This window comes from Chryseobacterium capnotolerans (assembly GCF_021278965.1).
Taxonomy (GTDB): domain Bacteria; phylum Bacteroidota; class Bacteroidia; order Flavobacteriales; family Weeksellaceae; genus Chryseobacterium; species Chryseobacterium capnotolerans.
Genome location: NZ_CP065589.1, coordinates 3,629,479 through 3,649,613, shown reverse-complemented (window position 1 = coordinate 3,649,613; position 20,135 = coordinate 3,629,479). Strand labels below are relative to the sequence as shown.

At 38.8% G+C, this 20,135-nt stretch carries 12 protein-coding genes, 2 tRNA genes and 3 rRNA genes; 16 read left to right on the top strand and 1 reads right to left on the bottom strand.

The genetic code is table 11. The features are described 5' to 3' along the window. The first annotated feature begins 83 nt into the window (after positions 1 to 83). From H5J24_RS17505 to H5J24_RS17430, 16 genes are all read left to right on the top strand, one after another. Positions 84 to 1,600 (top strand): 16S ribosomal RNA (locus H5J24_RS17505). 220 nt (positions 1,601 to 1,820) lie between these two features. Then, a tRNA-Ile gene (locus H5J24_RS17500) sits at positions 1,821 to 1,894 on the top strand. A 73-nt stretch (positions 1,895 to 1,967) separates the two neighbouring features. Continuing rightward, a tRNA-Ala gene (locus H5J24_RS17495) sits at positions 1,968 to 2,041 on the top strand. Positions 2,042 to 2,199: 158 nt separating this feature from the next. After that, positions 2,200 to 4,956, top strand: a 23S ribosomal RNA gene (locus tag H5J24_RS17490). Between the two features lie 179 nt (positions 4,957 to 5,135). Next, a 5S ribosomal RNA gene (gene rrf / locus H5J24_RS17485) occupies positions 5,136 to 5,243 on the top strand. The 16S, 23S and 5S rRNA genes sit together here with 2 tRNA genes alongside, the layout of an rRNA operon. Before the next feature lie 503 nt (positions 5,244 to 5,746). Beyond that, complete coding sequence (locus H5J24_RS17480; RefSeq protein ID WP_068941518.1) at positions 5,747 to 7,072, top strand: sigma-54-dependent transcriptional regulator; 1,326 nt, start codon at positions 5,747 to 5,749, stop codon at positions 7,070 to 7,072. Positions 7,073 to 7,510: 438 nt separating this feature from the next. Then, entirely contained in the window at positions 7,511 to 9,205 is a 1,695-nt protein-coding gene (kdpA, locus tag H5J24_RS17475) for a potassium-transporting ATPase subunit KdpA (RefSeq protein WP_068941520.1), read from the top strand. 182 nt (positions 9,206 to 9,387) lie between these two features. Then, on the top strand, positions 9,388 to 11,427 hold the full coding sequence (kdpB, locus tag H5J24_RS17470; RefSeq protein WP_068941522.1) for a potassium-transporting ATPase subunit KdpB: 2,040 nt from the start codon (positions 9,388 to 9,390) through the stop codon (positions 11,425 to 11,427). Positions 11,428 to 11,437: 10 nt separating this feature from the next. After that, positions 11,438 to 11,995, top strand: a complete 558-nt coding sequence (gene kdpC, locus H5J24_RS17465; RefSeq protein WP_068941524.1) for a K(+)-transporting ATPase subunit C — start codon at positions 11,438 to 11,440, stop codon at positions 11,993 to 11,995. 284 nt (positions 11,996 to 12,279) lie between these two features. Further along, complete coding sequence (locus tag H5J24_RS17460; protein WP_068941525.1) at positions 12,280 to 13,365, top strand: porin; 1,086 nt, start codon at positions 12,280 to 12,282, stop codon at positions 13,363 to 13,365. A 45-nt stretch (positions 13,366 to 13,410) separates the two neighbouring features. Further along, complete coding sequence (locus tag H5J24_RS17455) at positions 13,411 to 14,520, top strand: histidine kinase (RefSeq protein ID WP_068941527.1); 1,110 nt, start codon at positions 13,411 to 13,413, stop codon at positions 14,518 to 14,520. 91 nt (positions 14,521 to 14,611) lie between these two features. Next, a complete protein-coding gene (locus tag H5J24_RS17450; RefSeq protein ID WP_068941529.1) occupies positions 14,612 to 16,327 on the top strand; it encodes an ATP-binding protein in 1,716 nt (571 codons plus the stop codon). A gap of 46 nt (positions 16,328 to 16,373) precedes the next feature. Then, the gene (locus tag H5J24_RS17445) at positions 16,374 to 16,880 is read left to right on the top strand and encodes an STM3941 family protein (RefSeq protein ID WP_068941531.1); all 507 of its coding nucleotides are present in this window, start codon (positions 16,374 to 16,376) and stop codon (positions 16,878 to 16,880) included. A 21-nt stretch (positions 16,881 to 16,901) separates the two neighbouring features. Then, positions 16,902 to 17,054: a hypothetical protein gene (locus H5J24_RS17440; RefSeq protein WP_232815731.1), complete on the top strand. Its 153-nt coding sequence runs from the start codon at positions 16,902 to 16,904 to the stop codon at positions 17,052 to 17,054. A gap of 157 nt (positions 17,055 to 17,211) precedes the next feature. Continuing rightward, positions 17,212 to 17,517: a hypothetical protein gene (locus H5J24_RS17435; RefSeq protein ID WP_232815730.1), complete on the top strand. Its 306-nt coding sequence runs from the start codon at positions 17,212 to 17,214 to the stop codon at positions 17,515 to 17,517. Then, positions 17,514 to 17,672, top strand: a complete 159-nt coding sequence (locus H5J24_RS17430) for a hypothetical protein (protein ID WP_232815729.1) — start codon at positions 17,514 to 17,516, stop codon at positions 17,670 to 17,672. Before H5J24_RS17435 ends, H5J24_RS17430 begins: the two co-directional genes overlap by 4 nt. A 71-nt stretch (positions 17,673 to 17,743) precedes the next feature. Here H5J24_RS17430 and H5J24_RS17425 read toward each other — a convergent pair whose 3' ends face one another. Then, positions 17,744 to 20,059, bottom strand: a complete 2,316-nt coding sequence (locus H5J24_RS17425; protein ID WP_068941535.1) for a T9SS type A sorting domain-containing protein — start codon at positions 20,057 to 20,059, stop codon at positions 17,744 to 17,746. Positions 20,060 to 20,135: the final 76 nt, after the last annotated feature.

Here is a 20,135-nt window from a genome sequence, read left to right as displayed (position 1 = left end):
TATAAAGATCATTGACATACAATATAACAACCAAGTAAGGAAAAACTAAAGCGTTAAAAACTTTGAGTGAGTCAGACAAACATACAATGGAGAGTTTGATCCTGGCTCAGGATGAACGCTAGCGGGAGGCCTAACACATGCAAGCCGAGCGGTAGGGTTTCTTCGGAGACCTGAGAGCGGCGCACGGGTGCGGAACACGTGTGCAACCTGCCTTTATCTGGGGGATAGCCTTTCGAAAGGGAGATTAATACCCCATAATATATTTATCGGCATCGATGAATATTGAAAACTCCGGTGGATAGAGATGGGCACGCGCAAGATTAGATAGTTGGTGAGGTAACGGCTCACCAAGTCTGCGATCTTTAGGGGGCCTGAGAGGGTGATCCCCCACACTGGTACTGAGACACGGACCAGACTCCTACGGGAGGCAGCAGTGAGGAATATTGGACAATGGGTGAGAGCCTGATCCAGCCATCCCGCGTGAAGGACGACGGCCCTATGGGTTGTAAACTTCTTTTGTATAGGGATAAACCTACTCTCGTGAGAGTAGCTGAAGGTACTATACGAATAAGCACCGGCTAACTCCGTGCCAGCAGCCGCGGTAATACGGAGGGTGCAAGCGTTATCCGGATTTATTGGGTTTAAAGGGTCCGTAGGCGGATTTGTAAGTCAGTGGTGAAATCTCACAGCTTAACTGTGAAACTGCCATTGATACTGCAAGTCTTGAGTGTTGTTGAAGTAGCTGGAATAAGTAGTGTAGCGGTGAAATGCATAGATATTACTTAGAACACCAATTGCGAAGGCAGGTTACTAAGCAACAACTGACGCTGATGGACGAAAGCGTGGGGAGCGAACAGGATTAGATACCCTGGTAGTCCACGCCGTAAACGATGCTAACTCGTTTTTGGGCTTTCGGGTTCAGAGACTAAGCGAAAGTGATAAGTTAGCCACCTGGGGAGTACGAACGCAAGTTTGAAACTCAAAGGAATTGACGGGGGCCCGCACAAGCGGTGGATTATGTGGTTTAATTCGATGATACGCGAGGAACCTTACCAAGGCTTAAATGGGAAATGACAGGTTTAGAAATAGACTTTTCTTCGGACATTTTTCAAGGTGCTGCATGGTTGTCGTCAGCTCGTGCCGTGAGGTGTTAGGTTAAGTCCTGCAACGAGCGCAACCCCTGTCACTAGTTGCCATCATTAAGTTGGGGACTCTAGTGAGACTGCCTACGCAAGTAGAGAGGAAGGTGGGGATGACGTCAAATCATCACGGCCCTTACGCCTTGGGCCACACACGTAATACAATGGCCGGTACAGAGGGCAGCTACACAGCGATGTGATGCAAATCTCGAAAGCCGGTCTCAGTTCGGATTGGAGTCTGCAACTCGACTCTATGAAGCTGGAATCGCTAGTAATCGCGCATCAGCCATGGCGCGGTGAATACGTTCCCGGGCCTTGTACACACCGCCCGTCAAGCCATGGAAGTCTGGGGTACCTGAAGTCGGTGACCGTAACAGGAGCTGCCTAGGGTAAAACAGGTAACTAGGGCTAAGTCGTAACAAGGTAGCCGTACCGGAAGGTGCGGCTGGAACATCTCATTTTAGAGCGTCTTCGGACGATAAAAAAATTAGTATCGCAAGATACAGAACTTACTTAAAGTTCCAGCTTTAGTTTTTTGTTTGGTTGAATTATATTAAAAATACAAAACCCACTAGAAATTAGTAAAGGGATTGAGAGAGGCAAAGAAGATAAAAGCAGAGAGAGAACGACGAATAAAAGAGTCTATTATCTATCGGTCTATCATCTTTACGTCTAATAGACAGTCTCGTAGCTCAGCTGGTTAGAGCGCTACACTGATAATGTAGAGGTCGGCAGTTCGAGCCTGCCCGAGACTACTAATTAAAGCGGATGGCGAATAGCTTATGGCTGCTGGCATTTAGCCAATAGCTAGAAGCAAGAAGCACTAGAGGGGAATTAGCTCAGCTGGCTAGAGCGCCTGCCTTGCACGCAGGAGGTCAAGGGTTCGACTCCCTTATTCTCCACAGTTTTGGAAGACTGATTTAAAAGTTACGAATGGAGCCAAAAACAACATTTGTTCATCAGTTGGAAAAGAAGACATTAAGATCATTGACATTAACGGTAAAGACATCACAAAGAGAAAACCGAGCGCATAAAGCGCTTGAGTAACCTAAAAAATAGGAAAGAAATCGTTAAGGGCGTATGGCGGATGCCTAGGCTTTCAGAGGCGAAGAAGGACGTGGTAAGCTGCGAAAAGCTGCGGGGATTGGCACACACGAATTGATCCGCAGATGTCCGAATGGGGCAACCCGGCTGGTTGAAGACCAGTCACCTCGTAAGAGGAGCAAACCCGGAGAACTGAAACATCTAAGTACCCGGAGGAAAAGAAATCGAAGAGATTCCGTAAGTAGTGGCGAGCGAAAGCGGATTAGCCCAAAAGCTAATATATGTTTAATAGAATGTTCTGGAAAGAACAGCCGTAGCGGGTGATAGCCCCGTATATGAAAGGCATATTTGAGTGATAAATGAGTAGGGCGGGACACGTGAAATCCTGTCTGAATATGGGGGGACCATCCTCCAAGGCTAAATACTCCTGAAAGACCGATAGTGAACAAGTACTGTGAAGGAAAGGTGAAAAGCACTTCGAATAGAAGGGTGAAATAGAACCTGAAACCGTACGCCTACAAGCGGTCGGAGCAGCATTAAGCTGTGACGGCGTGCCTTTTGCATAATGAGCCTACGAGTTAATTTTACTAGCGAGGTTAAGGTATTAAGTACCGGAGCCGGAGCGAAAGCGAGTCTGAATAGGGCGTATAGTTAGTAGGATTAGACGCGAAACCTTGTGATCTACCCATGGGCAGGTTGAAGCTCTGGTAACACAGAGTGGAGGACCGAACCGGTTGACGTTGAAAAGTCTTCGGATGACCTGTGGGTAGGGGTGAAAGGCCAATCAAACTGGGAGATAGCTCGTACTCTCCGAAATGCATTTAGGTGCAGCGTCGTATATAAGTTTATTAGAGGTAGAGCTACTGATTGGATGCGGGGGTTTCATCGCCTACCAATTCCTGACAAACTCCGAATGCTAATAAATGTTCTACGGCAGTGAGGGCATGGGTGCTAAGGTCCATGTCCGAGAGGGAAAGAACCCAGACCAACAGCTAAGGTCCCAAAATATATGTTAAGTTGAAGCAACGCGGTTGGACTGCATTGACAGCTAGGATGTTGGCTTGGAAGCAGCCATTCATTTAAAGAGTGCGTAACAGCTCACTAGTCGAGCGGTCCGGCATGGATAATAATCGGGCATAAACATATTACCGAAGCTATGGATTTGTATTTAAGATACATCTGGTAGGAGAGCATTCTATTTGCGCCGAAGCAGTACTGTGAGGTATTGTGGAGCGGATAGAAAAGAAAATGTAGGCATAAGTAACGATAAAGCAGGCGAGAAACCTGCTCACCGAAAGACCAAGGCTTCCTCAGCCATGCTAATCAGCTGAGGGTTAGTCGGGACCTAACGCGAACCCGAAAGGGGTAGTGGATGGACAATGGGTTAATATTCCCATACTTGCTCACGAATAAAGGGGACGGTTGGATGTAGCTGCTGGAGACTGACGGAATAGTCAAGGCCTAGCCTTCGGGCGAAGCTGCTGCAGTGTAATCTGATCCAAGAAAAGCCGAAGTGAAGCAACCCGTACCAAAACCGACACAGGTGGTCGAGGAGAGAATCCTAAGGTGCTCGAGTGAGTCGTGGCTAAGGAACTAGGCAAAATAGTCTCGTAACTTCGGAAGAAGAGACGCCATCAGCAATGGTGGCCGCAGTGAAGAGGCCCAGGCGACTGTTTATCAAAAACACAGGACTCTGCTAAATCGAAAGATGCTGTATAGGGTCTGACACCTGCCCGGTGCTGGAAGGTTAAGGAAGGTGCTTAGGTTTAAACCGAAGGCATTAACTGAAGCCCCAGTAAACGGCGGCCGTAACTATAACGGTCCTAAGGTAGCGAAATTCCTTGTCGGGTAAGTTCCGACCTGCACGAATGGTGTAACGATCTGGGCACTGTCTCAGCCACGAGCTCGGTGAAATTGTAGTATCGGTGAAGATGCCGATTACCCGCAATGGGACGAAAAGACCCTGTGAACCTTTACTATAACTTCGTATTGACTTTGAGTAAGTAATGTGTAGGATAGGTGGGAGGCTTTGAAGCAGGCACGCTAGTGTTTGTGGAGCCGACGTTGAAATACCACCCTTTACTTACTTGGAGCCTAACTTCTTTTAGAAGGACATTGCGTGGTGGGTAGTTTGACTGGGGTGGTCGCCTCCAAAAGAGTAACGGAGGCTTTCAAAGGTACCCTCAGCACGCTTGGTAACCGTGCGTAGAGTGTAATGGCATAAGGGTGCTTGACTGTGAGACCAACAAGTCGATCAGGTGCGAAAGCAGGACATAGTGATCCGGTGGTTCCGTATGGAAGGGCCATCGCTCATAGGATAAAAGGTACTCCGGGGATAACAGGCTAGTCTCCCCCAAGAGCTCACATCGACGGGGAGGTTCGGCACCTCGATGTCGGCTCGTCACATCCTGGGGCTGGAGAAGGTCCCAAGGGTTGGGCTGTTCGCCCATTAAAGTGGCACGCGAGCTGGGTTCAGAACGTCGTGAGACAGTTCGGTCTCTATCTATTGCGGGCGTTAGATGTTTGAGAGGGCTTGATTCTAGTACGAGAGGACCGAATTGAACAAACCTCTGGTGTATCAGTTGTACCGCCAGGTGCACCGCTGAGTAGCTACGTTTGGAAGAGATAAGCACTGAAAGCATATAAGTGCGAAACTCGCCTCAAGATGAGACATCTTTTAAGGGTCGTTGTAGATGACGACGTTGATAGGCTATAGGTGTAAAGACAGTAATGTCATAGCCAAGTAGTACTAATTACCCGTAGATTTATAGCCTATTGGTTGCTGTAATCTAGAATAATATCATATTAAATAGACAAGTACTTTATGCGCAGTAAAGGTTTTGTCTTTGTGAAAGTTTTTATCGCTTAAAAACGCAATTGGCAAAAAGCAATTAGCGATTGGCATACAAGCCAATAGCAATAAGCAATAAGCCAGCTGCTATATACAACCTTTAGGGTGGTTTTAGCGGTGGGGCTCACCTGTTCCCATTCCGAACACAGAAGTTAAGCCCACCAGCGCCGATGGTACTGCTAACGCGGGAGAGTAGGCCGCCGCCAGTTTTTATTTTATTTTTAAAAGTCTCATACAGCAATGTGTGAGACTTTTTTTTTGCTTTATACTTTTTATCCCCAAGGGAAGCAAAGAGAAAATATCAGTAATCAGCAATGAGTAATGAGTAATCAAATGATACTTGTATTCCAGTGTGGCTGCTATTCCTACCACCGGTTTCTTATCCGGTTCTTTGTTCTTTATTCTTTGTTCTTTATTCTTTATTCTTTATTCTTTATTCTTTATTCTATAACAGATATACTCCTGGTATCACTACATCAAACCAATATTTATCATTAATACCTCCTTTCTAGCCCTGATAGCAACGGTTACCCCGCAACAAGAGTTGGAGAGTGGCAGGGTTTGAGGGTGGCCGGCTCAGTGTGAGGAGTATGAGTGGATAGCAGGATTAAGCTCCTGAAATAAAGAATTGATTGAAATTAATTTCCGTAATAAAGGACTTTTCCTCGAATAATTTCAATAAGTTTGTACCAGTTTTCCAAAAAGAATTATAATGTCAGGAAACATTCTGATTATCGATGATGAGATCAAGCTCCTTAAGTTATTAGGAATGATCCTTTCCCAAGAGAATTTTAACGTAAAAGAAGCTTCAACAGCCCGTTCTGCGATGACGATGCTGGAGCAGTATGATTTTGATGTTGTATTAAGTGACGTGAGACTCCCTGATGCATTCGGAGTAGATCTTGTAAAGTCTATTAAAACCAAATATCCACATCTCGAAATTATTCTGATGACGGCATTCGGAAATATTACAGATGCGGTGCAGGCTATGAAAAATGGTGCTTATGATTATCTGGTGAAAGGTGATGATAATGAAAAGATTATTCCTTTGGTATACAAGGCCCTGGAAAAGGTAAAGGACAATAAAACAAGAATTGTTCAGCCATCTGCTTTGGGGAAAGGCTTTGCGCAGATTATTGGTACTTCTCCATTAATACTGCATGCTAAGAAATTGGCTGAAAAAGTAGCATTAACTGATGCCGCAGTACTTTTAACGGGGGAAACCGGAACGGGAAAGGAGGTTTTTGCAAATGCTATTCACGAAGGTAGTGAAAGGAAGAAAAATACTTTTGTTGCGATTAACTGTTCTGCTTTTAGTAAAGAAATTCTGGAAAGTGAACTTTTCGGTCATAAACAAGGAGCTTTTACAGGGGCAATAAAGGATAAGAAAGGATTAATAGAAGAAGCGAATGGCGGAACATTATTTCTTGATGAAATTGGCGAAATGCCCATAGAGCTTCAGGCAAAACTGCTTAGGGTTCTTGAAACCGGTGAGTTTATCAAAATGGGTGAAACCAAAGTTTCTAAATCTGATTTCAGGCTAATTGCTGCAACCAATAGAAATCTGGAAGAGGAAATAAGGCAGGGAAATTTCAGAGAAGATCTGTATTTCAGGCTTAATGTTTTTGAAATTACCCTTCCTGCTTTAAGGGAAAGAAAAGAGGATCTGAAAATGCTGGCGAAGAATTTTGTTGATTTATTTTCAAATAAACTACATCTGGCATCCGTCCAGGTTTTGCCTGAGTATTATAAAGCTCTTGAGAAAAATGACTGGAAAGGGAATATCAGAGAACTTAGAAATGCTGTAGAGCGCAGCTTGATCCTTATGAATGATAATATTCTGGATGCAGAAAGTCTTCCTCATTACTCAGAAAAAACTGTTCCGGAGAGTGATTCTTTAAGTATGAGGTCACTTGAAAAAATTCATATCCAAAAGGTATTGCAATACACGAAAGGGAATAAGGCAGAAGCGGCCAGACTCCTTGAAATAGGAATTGCTACGCTATATCGTAAACTCGACGAATACGGGCTGAAATAAGCCGTTTATCATTTTAATAAAGAGCCTATCATTTTGATAGGCTTTTCTGTTTTTATATAGTTTATGGCATGGGGTTAATGTATTGTATTACAGTCTTTTATTTTATTTATTTATGGTTTGGACTTTCTTTTGGCATATAGTGATTGAATAAAATATTTAAAAATGACAATTTCAAGAAAAACGTTTAAAAAACGGGAGCATTCTACTTTTAGTCTGCTGATTGTATCGTATGTATTGTTTACTCTTTTAACTCTAATAATAAAGATATGATGCTGATAAGTTTAATTCTGCTCTTTGCAGTATTGTTCTGGCTTTTATATAAATCAGTTGAATTTTTTGATAGAATATAACATTATGTGGAGTTTATTTTTCCTTTCAGTACTTGCCTTTGTGTATATCTGTTATGTTTTAATGAAACCTGAAAAATTTTAAAAGACAATGAATACAGAAATTTTAGGCATTATAGCCATGTTTGCTATCACATTAGTTATCGGGATATTTTTAGGTAAATACATCGCTAATGTATATGGATACAAGAAAACCTTTTTAGATCCGGTTTTTCAGCCGATTGAAAAGTTAATTTATAAAATATCGGGAATTAATCCCAACCGCCAGATGAACTGGAAGCAGAATATGTATGCGATGCTGGCGATTAACCTGGTTTGGTTTATTATAGGATTTATACTTCTGATGACTCAGTCCTGGTTACCTTTAAATCCTGATGGAAACCCGAATATGTCACCAGATCTGGCTTTTAATACAACCATTTCATTTTTAGTCAACTGTAATTTACAGCACTATTCGGGAGAAACAGGCGTAAGCTACTTAAGTCAGCTTTATCTAATGTTTTTACAGTTTGTAACGGCTGCAACAGGAATGGCTGCAATGGCTGTTCTTTTCAAAGCCTTTAAAGAAAAAACGGCTACAGAATTAGGTAATTTCTATGATTATTTTACCAAATCAATGATTAGAATTTTACTTCCGATCAGTGTATTGGTTGCTTTAATTCTTTCTATCAATGGAAGTCCGATGACTTTTGAAGGAAAAGATCATATTACAACTCTCGAAGGACAGAAAATAGAGGTTTCCAGAGGACCTGTAGCTGCTTTTGTTGCCATTAAACATTTGGGAACCAATGGGGGTGGTTTCTTTGGAGCCAATTCAGCCCATCCGCTTGAAAATCCTAATTATATAACGAATATGACGGAGATGGTCACTCAGATGATTATTCCTTTTGCATTGGTTTTTGCGTTAGGTTTCTATTTAAAGAAAAGAAAACTATCATGGGTAATATTTACCGTAATGACCGTTGGATTCTTAGCCCTTACCATACCCAATATTGTTAATGAAACAGGAGGAAATCCTTTGATTACAAAAATGGGTGCTGACAGCAGCCTTGGAGCGATGGAAGGAAAAGAAATCCGTTTTGGAAGCGCTGCATCAGGGTATTGGAGTATTGCTACTACGGTAATTTCTACAGGTTCTGTAAATTCTATGCATGACAGTACGATGCCTCTTTCAGGGATGAATGAACTTCTTGCAATGATGATTAACTGTTTCTACGGTGGCTGTGGGGTAGGAATTCTGAACTACTTTATCTTTATCATTCTCGCTGTATTTATCAGTGGTCTGATGGTAGGGAGAACCCCGGAATTTATGGGAAAAAAGATTGAAGCTAAAGAAATGAAAATTGCGATGATCGTAGCTTTATTCCATCCATTCTTAATCCTTGTAGGAACGGCTTTAACAGCTTATCTGCCGGAATTTGGGGCTAAAACATTGAATAACCCTGGCTTCCATGGTTTCAGTGAAATGCTGTATGAATTTACTTCTTCTTCAGCCAATAACGGATCAGGATTCGAAGGGTTGGGAGATAATACCCCTTGGTGGAATATTTCAACAGGAATAGTACTGCTGTTATCCAGATTTATCCCAATTATAGGGCCGATAGCGATTGCAGGATTACTGGCTCAGAAAAAATTTATTCCGGAAAGTTCAGGAACCTTGAAGACAGATACCGCAACATTCGGTTTTATGACGCTGGCGGTTATTCTGCTAATTGCAGCATTATCATTCTTCCCTGCATTAACTCTTGGGCCTATTGCAGAACAGATACAATATTTCTCTAAATAAATTGTGAACATTAAAAATTAAAATCAATAGTCAACCATTAAGGAAGCTGAATTGTTTAAGGAACTAGTCAACTAAAACTTACCGAAACGTTCACTACATAATATTATCCATTTCTAAAACCTTATAATTTGGTTTCACTTGATGGTTATTATTGATTTAATGATATAAACTCTTTCAAAAAAATGAAAAATCAATCACAAACATTGTTTCAAAGAGATTTGGTAAACGAAGCGATTAAACAGTCTTTCGTAAAGCTAAATCCGAAAATTATGTTTAAAAATCCAGTGATGTTCCTGGTGGAGATCGGAACAGTGGTCATGTTTATTGTAAGCATGTTCAGCTTAACTGGTGATAAAACCCAGGGAAGTTTCTCGTATAATTTCTTAGTATTCATTATCTTATTTTTTACGGTCCTATTTGCCAACTTTGCTGAAGCGATTGCGGAGGCAAGAGGAAAGGCACAGGCTGATACGCTTAGAAAAACCCGTGAGGAAACTCCTGCTAAACTGGTTGTTGATAACAAGCCCGGATTTCAGGTAGAAACGGCTTTAAAAATGTCCGCAGAAATGAAACTGGGAGATATTTTCCTTTGTGAAGCGGGAGATCAGATCCCAATGGATGGAGAAATTATTGAAGGATTGGCAACCATTGATGAGTCAGCTATTACAGGAGAAAGCGCTCCGGTGATCCGTGAAGCAGGGGGAGACAAAAGCTCAGTAACAGGAGGAACTAAAGTACTTTCAGACAGAATCAAGGTAAAAGTAACTACTAAACCGGGAGAATCCTTTTTAGATAAAATGATTGCCCTTGTAGAAGGGGCATCAAGACAGAAAACACCTAACGAAATCGCATTAACCATATTATTAGCGGGGTTTACCCTTACTTTTATTATTGTAACCCTAACCTTAAAGCCTTTTGCAGACTACGCGCAGACTCCAATTACTATTGCAGCATTTATCTCACTTTTCGTCTGTCTTATTCCAACAACCATTGGAGGTCTGCTTTCTGCAATTGGGATTGCCGGAATGGATAGAGCATTAAGAGCGAATGTCATCACAAAAAGTGGAAAAGCAGTGGAAACTGCGGGTGATATTGACGTTTTATTGCTTGATAAAACAGGAACAATTACTATCGGGAACCGTAAGGCTACTCAATTTCATCCTACAAACGGAATTAAAATTGAAGATTTTATCAAAGCTTCTGCATTGAGTTCTGTAGCAGATGAAACTCCGGAAGGTAAATCTATTATTGAACTGAGTGCTCTTAAATCTGAAGATTTACTGGTACCTAATCCGACATATATCGATTTTACGGCTGAAACCAGAACTTCAGGGATCGATTTTGAAGAAACAAGGATCAGAAAAGGGGCTTACGATACTATAAAAAAACTGACTGAAAAAGCCGGGAATCTTTTCCCACAGGAAACCCAGGATGCCGTAACCAAAATTTCTGAAAACGGAGGAACACCTTTGGTTGTATCCGTTAATGAAAAAGTATGGGGCGTTATTGAACTTCAGGATATTATTAAAACAGGTATCCAGGAACGTTTCCAAAGACTGAGAAAAATGGGTGTGAAAACGGTAATGGTAACGGGAGATAACCCTTTAACGGCAAAATTTATTGCAGAAAAAGCAGGAGTAGATGATTTTATTGCCGAAGCCAAACCGGAAGATAAAATGAATTACATCAAAAAGGAACAGCAGGAAGGAAAGCTGGTAGCGATGATGGGAGATGGAACGAATGATGCTCCGGCACTGGCTCAGGCTGATGTAGGGGTTGCGATGAATAGTGGAACTCAGGCAGCGAAAGAAGCAGGAAATATGGTAGACCTTGATAATGATCCTACCAAACTGATTGAGATCGTAGAGATTGGAAAACAGTTGCTGATGACCCGTGGAACGTTGACAACCTTCAGTATTGCGAATGATGTTGCAAAATATTTTGCCATTATTCCGGCTCTGTTTATCACCTTTATTCCATCGCTTCAGAAATTGAATATCATGAATCTTCACAGCCCGGAAACAGCCATTTTATCAGCGGTAATTTTCAATGCGGTGATTATTCCCTTCCTGATTCCATTAGCTTTAAAAGGGGTTGCGTATAAGCCTATTGGAGCCAGTGCATTATTGAGAAGGAATCTTTTGATCTATGGTTTGGGAGGGGTTATTGTCCCTTTCATCGGAATCAAAATTATTGATGTATTGATTAGTCTATTCTATTAAAATTTTAAAAATGAAAAATCATATTGTTTCAGCATTCAGATTAAGCCTTGTTATGGCAGCCATTGTAGGAATTTATCTGATTGTTGTATATGCCGGATCAAAAGTATTGCCTACCCAGGGAAATGCAGAGATCATTAATTATAAAGGACAGAAATTCTACGCCAATGTAGGGCAGGAATTTAAATCTGAAAAATATTTCCATGGCCGTCCATCTTCTGTAAATTATAATGCTGCAGGAAGCGGAGGTAGCAATAAAGGTCCAAGCAATGATGAATATCTGGAAACCGTACAGAAGAGAATAGATACTTTGAAATTGCAAAATCCTGAAATGGGAAGTGCTAAAGTACCGGTAGAACTGGTTACGGCTAGTGGAAGTGGTTTGGATCCAGATATTTCAGAAGAGGGAGCTTTATATCAGGCCAAAAGAATTTCCAAAGTGAGAAACCTTTCTGTAGAGAAGATTAATGCCTTAATTAAAGATCAGACTCAGAAACCGTTTTTAGGGCTTTTCGGACCTTCAAAAATTAATGTTTTAAAGCTTAATATCGCTTTAGACCAATTAAAATAAAAATAATCAATTAATCTTGAACGAACCATGTCAAGGTTTTAAACCTTGACATGGTTCTTAATTAAAATAATTGTACAGCAGAATTTAAAATATTGTTAGATACATTATACCATTAAGAATATCGAAAGAATTAAGGATAAGCAAGAAAATCTAAAATTTCAAAATATTACCACTTATCATTCGCTTATAATCCATTTCTTCTTAATTTCTTAATTCTTTCTTAATGGTTAACTTTATCAAAGGAATATACTTTCTGTCCTGTACTCAAATAATTCTAAATTAACGTGAAAAAATATACTATTATAGGATTGCTATTGGGCGTTTTCTTCTCAAAAGCACAAACATCAGATTCATTAAAAACAGAACCTAAAGTTACATTTTCGGCTTATGCGGAACTCTTTTATACTTATGATTTTAATGAGCCGGGAAATCATCTTCGCCAGAATTTTTTATACTCGTACAACAGACATAATGAGGTAAACCTCAACTTGGGGCTTATAAAGGCTAATTATCAAAGTGATCATATCCGGGCGAACCTTGCATTAATGGGCGGAACTTATGCTCAGGATAATATGGCTGCGGAGCAGGAAGCTTTACGATATATCAACGAAGCAAATGTAGGAATTAAAATATCCAAAAATAAAAACCTATGGATTGATGCTGGAATCATGCCTTCTCATATCGGTTGGGAAAGTGCTATAGGAAAAGATAATATTAATCTGACGAGAAGTTTTGCTGCTGAAAATTCGCCTTATTTTGAAACCGGAGCTAAAATCTCTTATACTTCAGACAATGGGAAATGGTTTGTAAGCGGATTAGTATTAAATGGCTGGCAGCGTATTGCCAAAGTAAAAGGAAACCAAAGTATTTCTTTTGGACATCAGGTAACATACAAACCGAATGATAAAATAACTTTGAACAGCAGTTCATTTATTGGGAATGATAAAGCGAAAGATGAGAAAAGAATGCGTTATTTCCATGATTTGTATGGAAGTTTTCAGTTAACAGATCAATTTTCGGCTTTATTAGGATTTGATATCGGTGCTGAGCAGAAGATCAAAGGAAGTGAACAGTATAATATCTGGTACAGCCCGAACGTACAGGCAAAATATCAGGTTAACGATAAATGGGCGCTGGCAGGAAGATTGGAATATTATAACGATAAAAACGGAGTGATTATCAGTACAGGAACGCCTAATGGTTTTCAAACCTTCGGATATTCACTGAATGTAGATTATGCTGTATTTAAAAATGTTGTTTTCCGTACAGAAGCAAGAGGGTTTACTTCTAAGGATGCCATCTTTGCGAAAAATGATGATTTCAGAAAGGGAAATTTCTTCGTTACAACAAGTTTAGCGGTGTGGTTTTAACCAAATGAAAAAGTGTTTAAAATAAAACTAAAAAGAATCAAATCAATGTCATCAGCAAAACATTTTTTAGAACTCATCCAAAAGTCCCGAAAAGGGAAGTTTAAAATTTATATAGGGATGAGTGCGGGTGTTGGGAAGACCTTCCGAATGCTGCAGGAGGCCCATGCTCTCTTACGAAACGGCATTGATGTAAAGATTGGCTATATAGAAACCCATGACCGTGAAGAAACGGTAGCTTTGGTAGACGGAATTCCGGAAATTGGAAGAAAATCAGTCTTTTATAAAGGTAAGAACCTGGAGGAAATGGACCTCCAGGCTATTATCAATGAACATCCGGAGGTGGTTCTTGTAGATGAGCTGGCTCATACCAATGTGGAAGGTTCTAAAAATAAAAAAAGATGGCAGGATGTGCTGGAGATTCTGGATAACGGGATTAATGTCATCAGTGCCATGAATATTCAGCATATTGAAAGCCTTAATGAAGAAGTAAAGAAAATAACAGGCGTTGAAGTGGCTGAGCGTGTACCGGATAAAATCTTAGCTTTAGCTGATGAAGTCGTGAATATCGACCTTACAGCCGATGAACTGCTTACCCGTTTGAAAGAAGGGAAAATCTATAAAAAAGAGAAAATTCAGACCGCCCTCAGTAACTTTTTCCAGAGCGGACATATTCTTCAACTTCGTGAGCTTGCATTGAAAGAAGTAGCAACACACGTAGAAAGGAAAGTAGAAACTGAAATTAAAACTGAGAATTTCAAACCCATCAAATTCCTGGCCTGTATCAGCAGCAATGAGAAGATTGCGAAAACGATCATCAGGAAAACGGCTAGGCTGGCAAGTTACTATAATAGCCCGTGGACGGTTCTCTATATTCAGAAACCTTCTGAGAACCCCGAAAAAATAGCCCTGGACAAGCAGCGGTATTTGATTAATAATTTTAATTTAGCACAAGAATTGGGAGCCAAGGTTGTAAGAATCAAAGAAAGCAGTGTTCATAACGGAATCCTTGAATATGTAATTGCCCATAACATTACCACAGTATGCATCGGGAAACCCCATGCAAAACTCTGGCAGCGTCTGTTCGGGTACAGCTGGATCTACACTTTAATGAACAGGCTGAATGAAAGACAGGTAGATATTATTATTTTATCGTAAAAGTAATGAAATCGCAATGATTTGGAAACACAAGCACCAATAAAGATGACGCGATTGCATATGTCTTTTAAAAAACAGTAAGTATCTTGATATGAAACTTAAAACAAAACTTACCCTAGGCGTTGGCCTTTTATTTTTACTGATCGTCCTGCTTTCAGTCATAGGTTCTGTATATATTAATAAACTGAAATCTGACACAGAAAAGATTCTTACAGCCAATTATAACAGCCTTGAATTTTCTAAAAACATGCTTCTGGCCCTGGATCATATCAGTACAGACAGTGTAGTGGCTATAGCCGATTTTAAGAAGAACAATAAATTGCAGGAAAAAAACCTTACCGAATTTGGGGAAAAGGAAGCTACTCAGAACCTGAACCTTCATTTCAACAGTTATTTAAAAGAACCTACAACCAATAAAGAGAAGCTGATCCGGGAAGATCTGGCCAAAATCATGTCTTTGAATATGAAAGGGATTGAGCGTAAAAGTGACATCGCTATTATTACAGCTGAAAATGCTACTTTTTGGATTGTCAGCCTGGGAACGGTTTGTTTTCTGATTGCTTTTATTCTGTTGTTCAATCTGCCTCAAACCATTGCAGAGCCTATCAATCAGCTAACATTCAGTATCAGACAGATTGCTGATAAAAACTATAATGAAAGAGTTCATTTTAAAGGAAGTGAGGAATTCAACAGCCTTGCAGACTCCTTTAATGTGATGGCAGAAAAGCTTCAGGAATATGAGAGCAGCAGTCTCTCTAAACAGCTGATGGAGAAAAAAAGGATCGAAACCCTGGTGAATAATATGCATGATGCTGTGATTGGTTTAGATGAGAATCATTTTATCTACATGATTAATGATGAAGCTTTAAAAATCACGAATCTCCATAAAGAAGATATTATCGGAAAAACGGCTCATGAAGTAGCTATTAATAACGATCTGATGCGCGAGCTGCTGAAAAATATTGATCATCCGGTAAAAGATCCCATCAAGATTGTTAGAGATAATAAGGAAAATTATTTTGAACAGGATATTGTCCCTATTAATATTGTTAAAACAGGGGAGAAGGAAAAGAAATATATCGGGAAAGTAATTTTACTGAGAAATATTACCCCTTTCAAAGAGTTAGATTTTGCTAAGACCAATTTCATCGCAACCATTTCCCATGAGCTGAAAACTCCGATTTCTGCTATAAAAATGGGTGTACAGTTACTAGGAAACCAAAAATTCGGTGAGTTGAATGAACAGCAGCAGGAATTATTGAAGAGTATCAATGAAGATGGACAGCGGTTGTTGGATATTACTGGTGAACTCCTTAATCTTTCGCAAGTAGAATCCGGAAATATCAGATTAACCGTTGAAAAATGCTCGCCTAAGGAAATTGTACAAACCGCTGTGAAAAATGTTGAAAAACTGGCAGAGCAGAAGAATATTTCAATCCATGCAGAATATCAGTTAGAAGATACAGATTTTGTAACCGCTGATTTTGACAAAACCGTGTGGGTAATGAATAATTTTCTCACCAATGCAGTAAAACATTCTTTCCAGGATGAAGAAATTAAAGTTCTTGTACAAAGGATAGAGGATTTTATCCAGTTTAATATTATTGACACAGGAAGTGGAATTGATGAAAAGTATCACCGTCAGATCTTTGACCGCTATTTTCAGGTTCCGGGAGAACATCAGAACGGAACAGGTCTTGGATTGGCTATTTCTAAGAATTTTATTGAAAAACAGAACGGTGAGATTGGAGTAAGCAGTGCTCTGAATAACGGAAGTACATTTTATTTCAGACTTCCCATTGCTTAAAGTTTTCTATATTTGAATCATCTCAAATATAGAAACGAGAGAGCATATGAAAGAGCATCATTTTTATTCCAGTAAAATTAAAAGCATTATTCTGCTGATTATTTCATCTGTTTTTACGATAGGCCTTTCTCAAATTAACTTCGAAAATGAAAGTCTCTTTGTAATCGTGATACTTTCTCTTGGGATTACTCTTTTCTCATTTGGAATATTGTACTCAATACTGCTGTTGGTACGAACAGAACCCTTATTGACAGTAACTGATAAGCAGATTATTGTTTATAATGTATTAAGAAAGCCTACGTTTATCCGTTTTGACGATGTAGCCTTGTTTTTTATATCGGATGTTCGGCATTATGGGATTAAGACTTCAGAATATATTTATGTGATCATGAAGAAGCCTAAAGAAAATGAGAATGTCATAGATAAGGTGGCTTTAACAGTATTTCCTCATTTAAAAGGAATCCGTTATAGTATTCAGACTGATATTTTGAATGTAAAAGCAAAGGTTCTACTGGAGCTGTTGAATAGCAGAATAAGACCTTATAATTTGTAGGATTGTTAAGATTTTATAAATTTGATTATCAATTCATTGATGGTGAATACGCCAGACTTAAAACTTGATTTAATCAATCGTATCGCTCAATTAAAAGAAGCCAGAATCGTTGAAGAGATTCAGAATATTTTAGATTTTGAATTAGATCAGAACGAATACATTCTTAATGCTTAATGAAGCTCAAAAAGAAAGGGTAGCTGAAGCAAAAGAAGAGTATAAAAACAAAGCATATCTTACTGAAGATAAAGCCAATCAAGATATTGAAGAATGGCTAGGCGAAAAATAAATTGAAAGGTGTGTTATTTCTTATATTTGTGACCAAATTAACAAAATGAAGAAAATCGTAAGTTTATTCGCTGTATTATTCTGTATAACTTTAAGCATTCAACTTTCTGCTCAGACTTTTACTTTAGAACAGCTCGGCGCATTCAACAAATTGGGAATGGCTGATTTTAAAAAGGAAATGAAAAGTCGTAATTATAAATTTTATGACAAAACAGAAGGCTTAGGATTTGTGCTGGCTGAATATGAATCAGCAGACTATCAATCCAAAATCGGAAAGTTTGAATATGAGGACAAATCTGATGACAGGATTGAATATGAATTCATAAATAAAAAGAATATGATGAATATGTGACAATCATTCTGAAGTCCGGATTCAAAGAGACTGAAAAAGGGAAGACGATTACCAAAGATTCTTATGTAGATTATTTTAAAAATAAAGAACACATCAGGTTGGTTACTCCAAAAGATGTAAAGAATTATCGCTATACGATTCTTGTTTTTAAATAAACATATTGATTAAAATACAAAAGGCTGCGAAAACTCTTCGCAGCCTTTTGTATATAGTAGTTTTTATAAGTTTACTCTTTAATGAATTTCTGAACAGAAACTTTATCTTTTAAGAATAGCTTAATCAGATAATTTCCTTTAGGGAGGTCCGAAATATTTATAGAATTTCCTTTTGCCCCCATAGAATTAATAAGTCTGCCAGCTACATCGTAAATTTCAGCTTTAGTTACTTCATCTGGAGATTGGATATACAATATATCTTTTACCGGGTTAGGGTAAATACTGATGGTATTCTTATTATTTTTGACCTCTGAAGTAGCCAAAGTACTTGCAATGGATGTTGTATAGGTATTGGTAACAATAGGAGCGTTGTAATCAAAGTAGATCTTAGCCGTATTACTGAAAGAATCTCCAGTATTCAAGGTGGACTTTGTCTTTATTTTGAAGGCTACATATCCATCATTATTAGCATCATCAAAAGGAAGCTGAATATTTTCAAAAATAAACTCTACGATATTAGGATTTGTTATTCTTGTGACATAATTATGGCTTCCATTCAAAGGAACTAAAGACGAAATATCAAACTTTGAAATGTCAATTTCATCCTTTACTACAATATTTCTGGCATTGGCTGTCCCTGTATTTTCAAATCGGATTAAGTAATGAACATAGTCTCCAACTTGGGTTTGTGCAATAGAAGTTCCTTCAAGACAGGTTTTATCATTAGGATCAAAAGAATTGACAACCGTTTGGTTTAAAGAAAAATTATTGTCAGCTGGCGTTTCATCTGTAGCCCCGTTGATTTGTGCTGTATAATGAAGAATATCTCCACCATTCACTGCAGGAGTTTGTGTAGGTGTATTTAATTTTAGAGTAACTATGATTTCTCTTGTTTCAAAAGGAAGAAGATTGGTGAAATTCCAGTTCAATGTTCCGGAAGATTGAGAGGTGGGTGAAAGCGTAGCACTCATATAATCAGTAATATTCTCATTATAATTAAATACAAGAGTACCTGATTGTGTGGTATTCCCTTTGTTTTTGAAAATAATCTTATATTTTGATTCAAAGCCAGGTGAAGCTGCAGTTACAGGTACAATTACTGTTTCTAAATCATTGTGAACACCATTCGGAGTTATACAGAAATTTTGAATAAATGGACTTGTCTGTTGAGGGAAAGTGGCAGTAATGCTTGAAGGGGAAATAGTAAAGTACGCAGGATTTTCAAGAATAGGAGTCATTGTATGGCTGCCTGGCTGTACTGAAAGAGAAAAATCTCCGGATGTATTGGCAATCATAGTTCCTGTAATTCCACCTCCTGTTATGCTGAACTTTTGGAAAGCTTTGTTGGCATCATTGGCATCACAGCCATTATTATTGGCATCTACTTTGGTATTTCCCTGGATGTTGTAAAATATACCTCCAGGAGTAAATGAACAGTATGAGTTGACAACACACGTATTTGCAGATGGTAATAAAGAAATAATGTTAGGAATTTCAAAATCATCAGCACAGATGTAAACAAGGTTTGGAGTATCTGTGAAGCTTGAAGGATAAATAGAAGTAGAATCGAAGTTATGAATTCCATTTTTAATGAACAATGACTGAAGAAAAGGATTTTTATCACAATAAAAGCTCGTAAGGTTTTTATTTTGTGACAAATCAATGGTGGTAAACTTATTGGTACCTACCCCCAAGGCTTCTAACTTTGGAAAACCACTGAAATCAAGTGTGTTGATTTGGTTTTGTGTAAGGGTCAGAAATTTTAAATTAGGGGTTTGATTTATAGGTATTGTCTGCAGATTATTCACTGCTAAGTTTAAGGAGTTGAGATTCGTATTATTATTCAAATAGATATTCTCAAGTTGACATAGCGACATATTCACTTGATATAAGTTGGTTAGTCCGGATAAATTAATGGAAGCTATCTTACTGTAAAAGATATCCATATCATGTAGCTGGCTGCACCCTTGAAGGTTTAATGATGAAAGAACATAGCATCTGCTAACTTCCAGGTTATATAATAGGGTATTATTACTCAAATCTAAGGTTTGTAATAATGGAAGACCATCTATATCAAGAGAAGTCAGATTGGTAAAGCTTTGTATTCCTTCCATTGAAACGAGGTTGTTGAATAGTTGAGAATAATTAGCCGGAAAATTAATTACTTGGATGTTTAGTTTTGTAATATTGGCTGCTTCAGATAATTGAATTTCTCCATCATGGTTTTTATCAATGATAGTGGGACTATTCATAAGATCATAGGCCAAAAAAGCATTAGGTACATTAGATAGCAGAATACTTTTGAAATTGGCATCAGGAATATTAACAATCTGCGCTTGCAGAGCGGAAAACATAGTCATGAGAAGGACTAAGTAAATTTTTTTCATGGGTTAGTTTAATTTTCAGCAAATGTAAACTTTTAAAGAATTACTTTGATGTTTTTTTTAATGCTATTTTTCTACT

Bases quoted from the DNA above. Each gene is read 5' to 3' on its own strand.
- H5J24_RS17480 (WP_068941518.1), top strand. From the start codon at position 5,747: ATGTCAGGAAACATTCTGATTATCGATGATGAGATCAAGCTCCTTAAG.
- kdpA (WP_068941520.1), top strand. From the start codon at position 7,511: ATGAATACAGAAATTTTAGGCATTATAGCCATGTTTGCTATCACATTA.
- kdpB (WP_068941522.1), top strand. From the start codon at position 9,388: ATGAAAAATCAATCACAAACATTGTTTCAAAGAGATTTGGTAAACGAA.
- kdpC (WP_068941524.1), top strand. From the start codon at position 11,438: ATGAAAAATCATATTGTTTCAGCATTCAGATTAAGCCTTGTTATGGCA.
- H5J24_RS17455 (WP_068941527.1), top strand. From the start codon at position 13,411: ATGTCATCAGCAAAACATTTTTTAGAACTCATCCAAAAGTCCCGAAAA.
- H5J24_RS17450 (WP_068941529.1), top strand. From the start codon at position 14,612: ATGAAACTTAAAACAAAACTTACCCTAGGCGTTGGCCTTTTATTTTTA.
- H5J24_RS17445 (WP_068941531.1), top strand. From the start codon at position 16,374: ATGAAAGAGCATCATTTTTATTCCAGTAAAATTAAAAGCATTATTCTG.
- H5J24_RS17435 (WP_232815730.1), top strand. From the start codon at position 17,212: ATGAAGAAAATCGTAAGTTTATTCGCTGTATTATTCTGTATAACTTTA.
- H5J24_RS17425 (WP_068941535.1), bottom strand. From the start codon at position 20,059: ATGAAAAAAATTTACTTAGTCCTTCTCATGACTATGTTTTCCGCTCTG.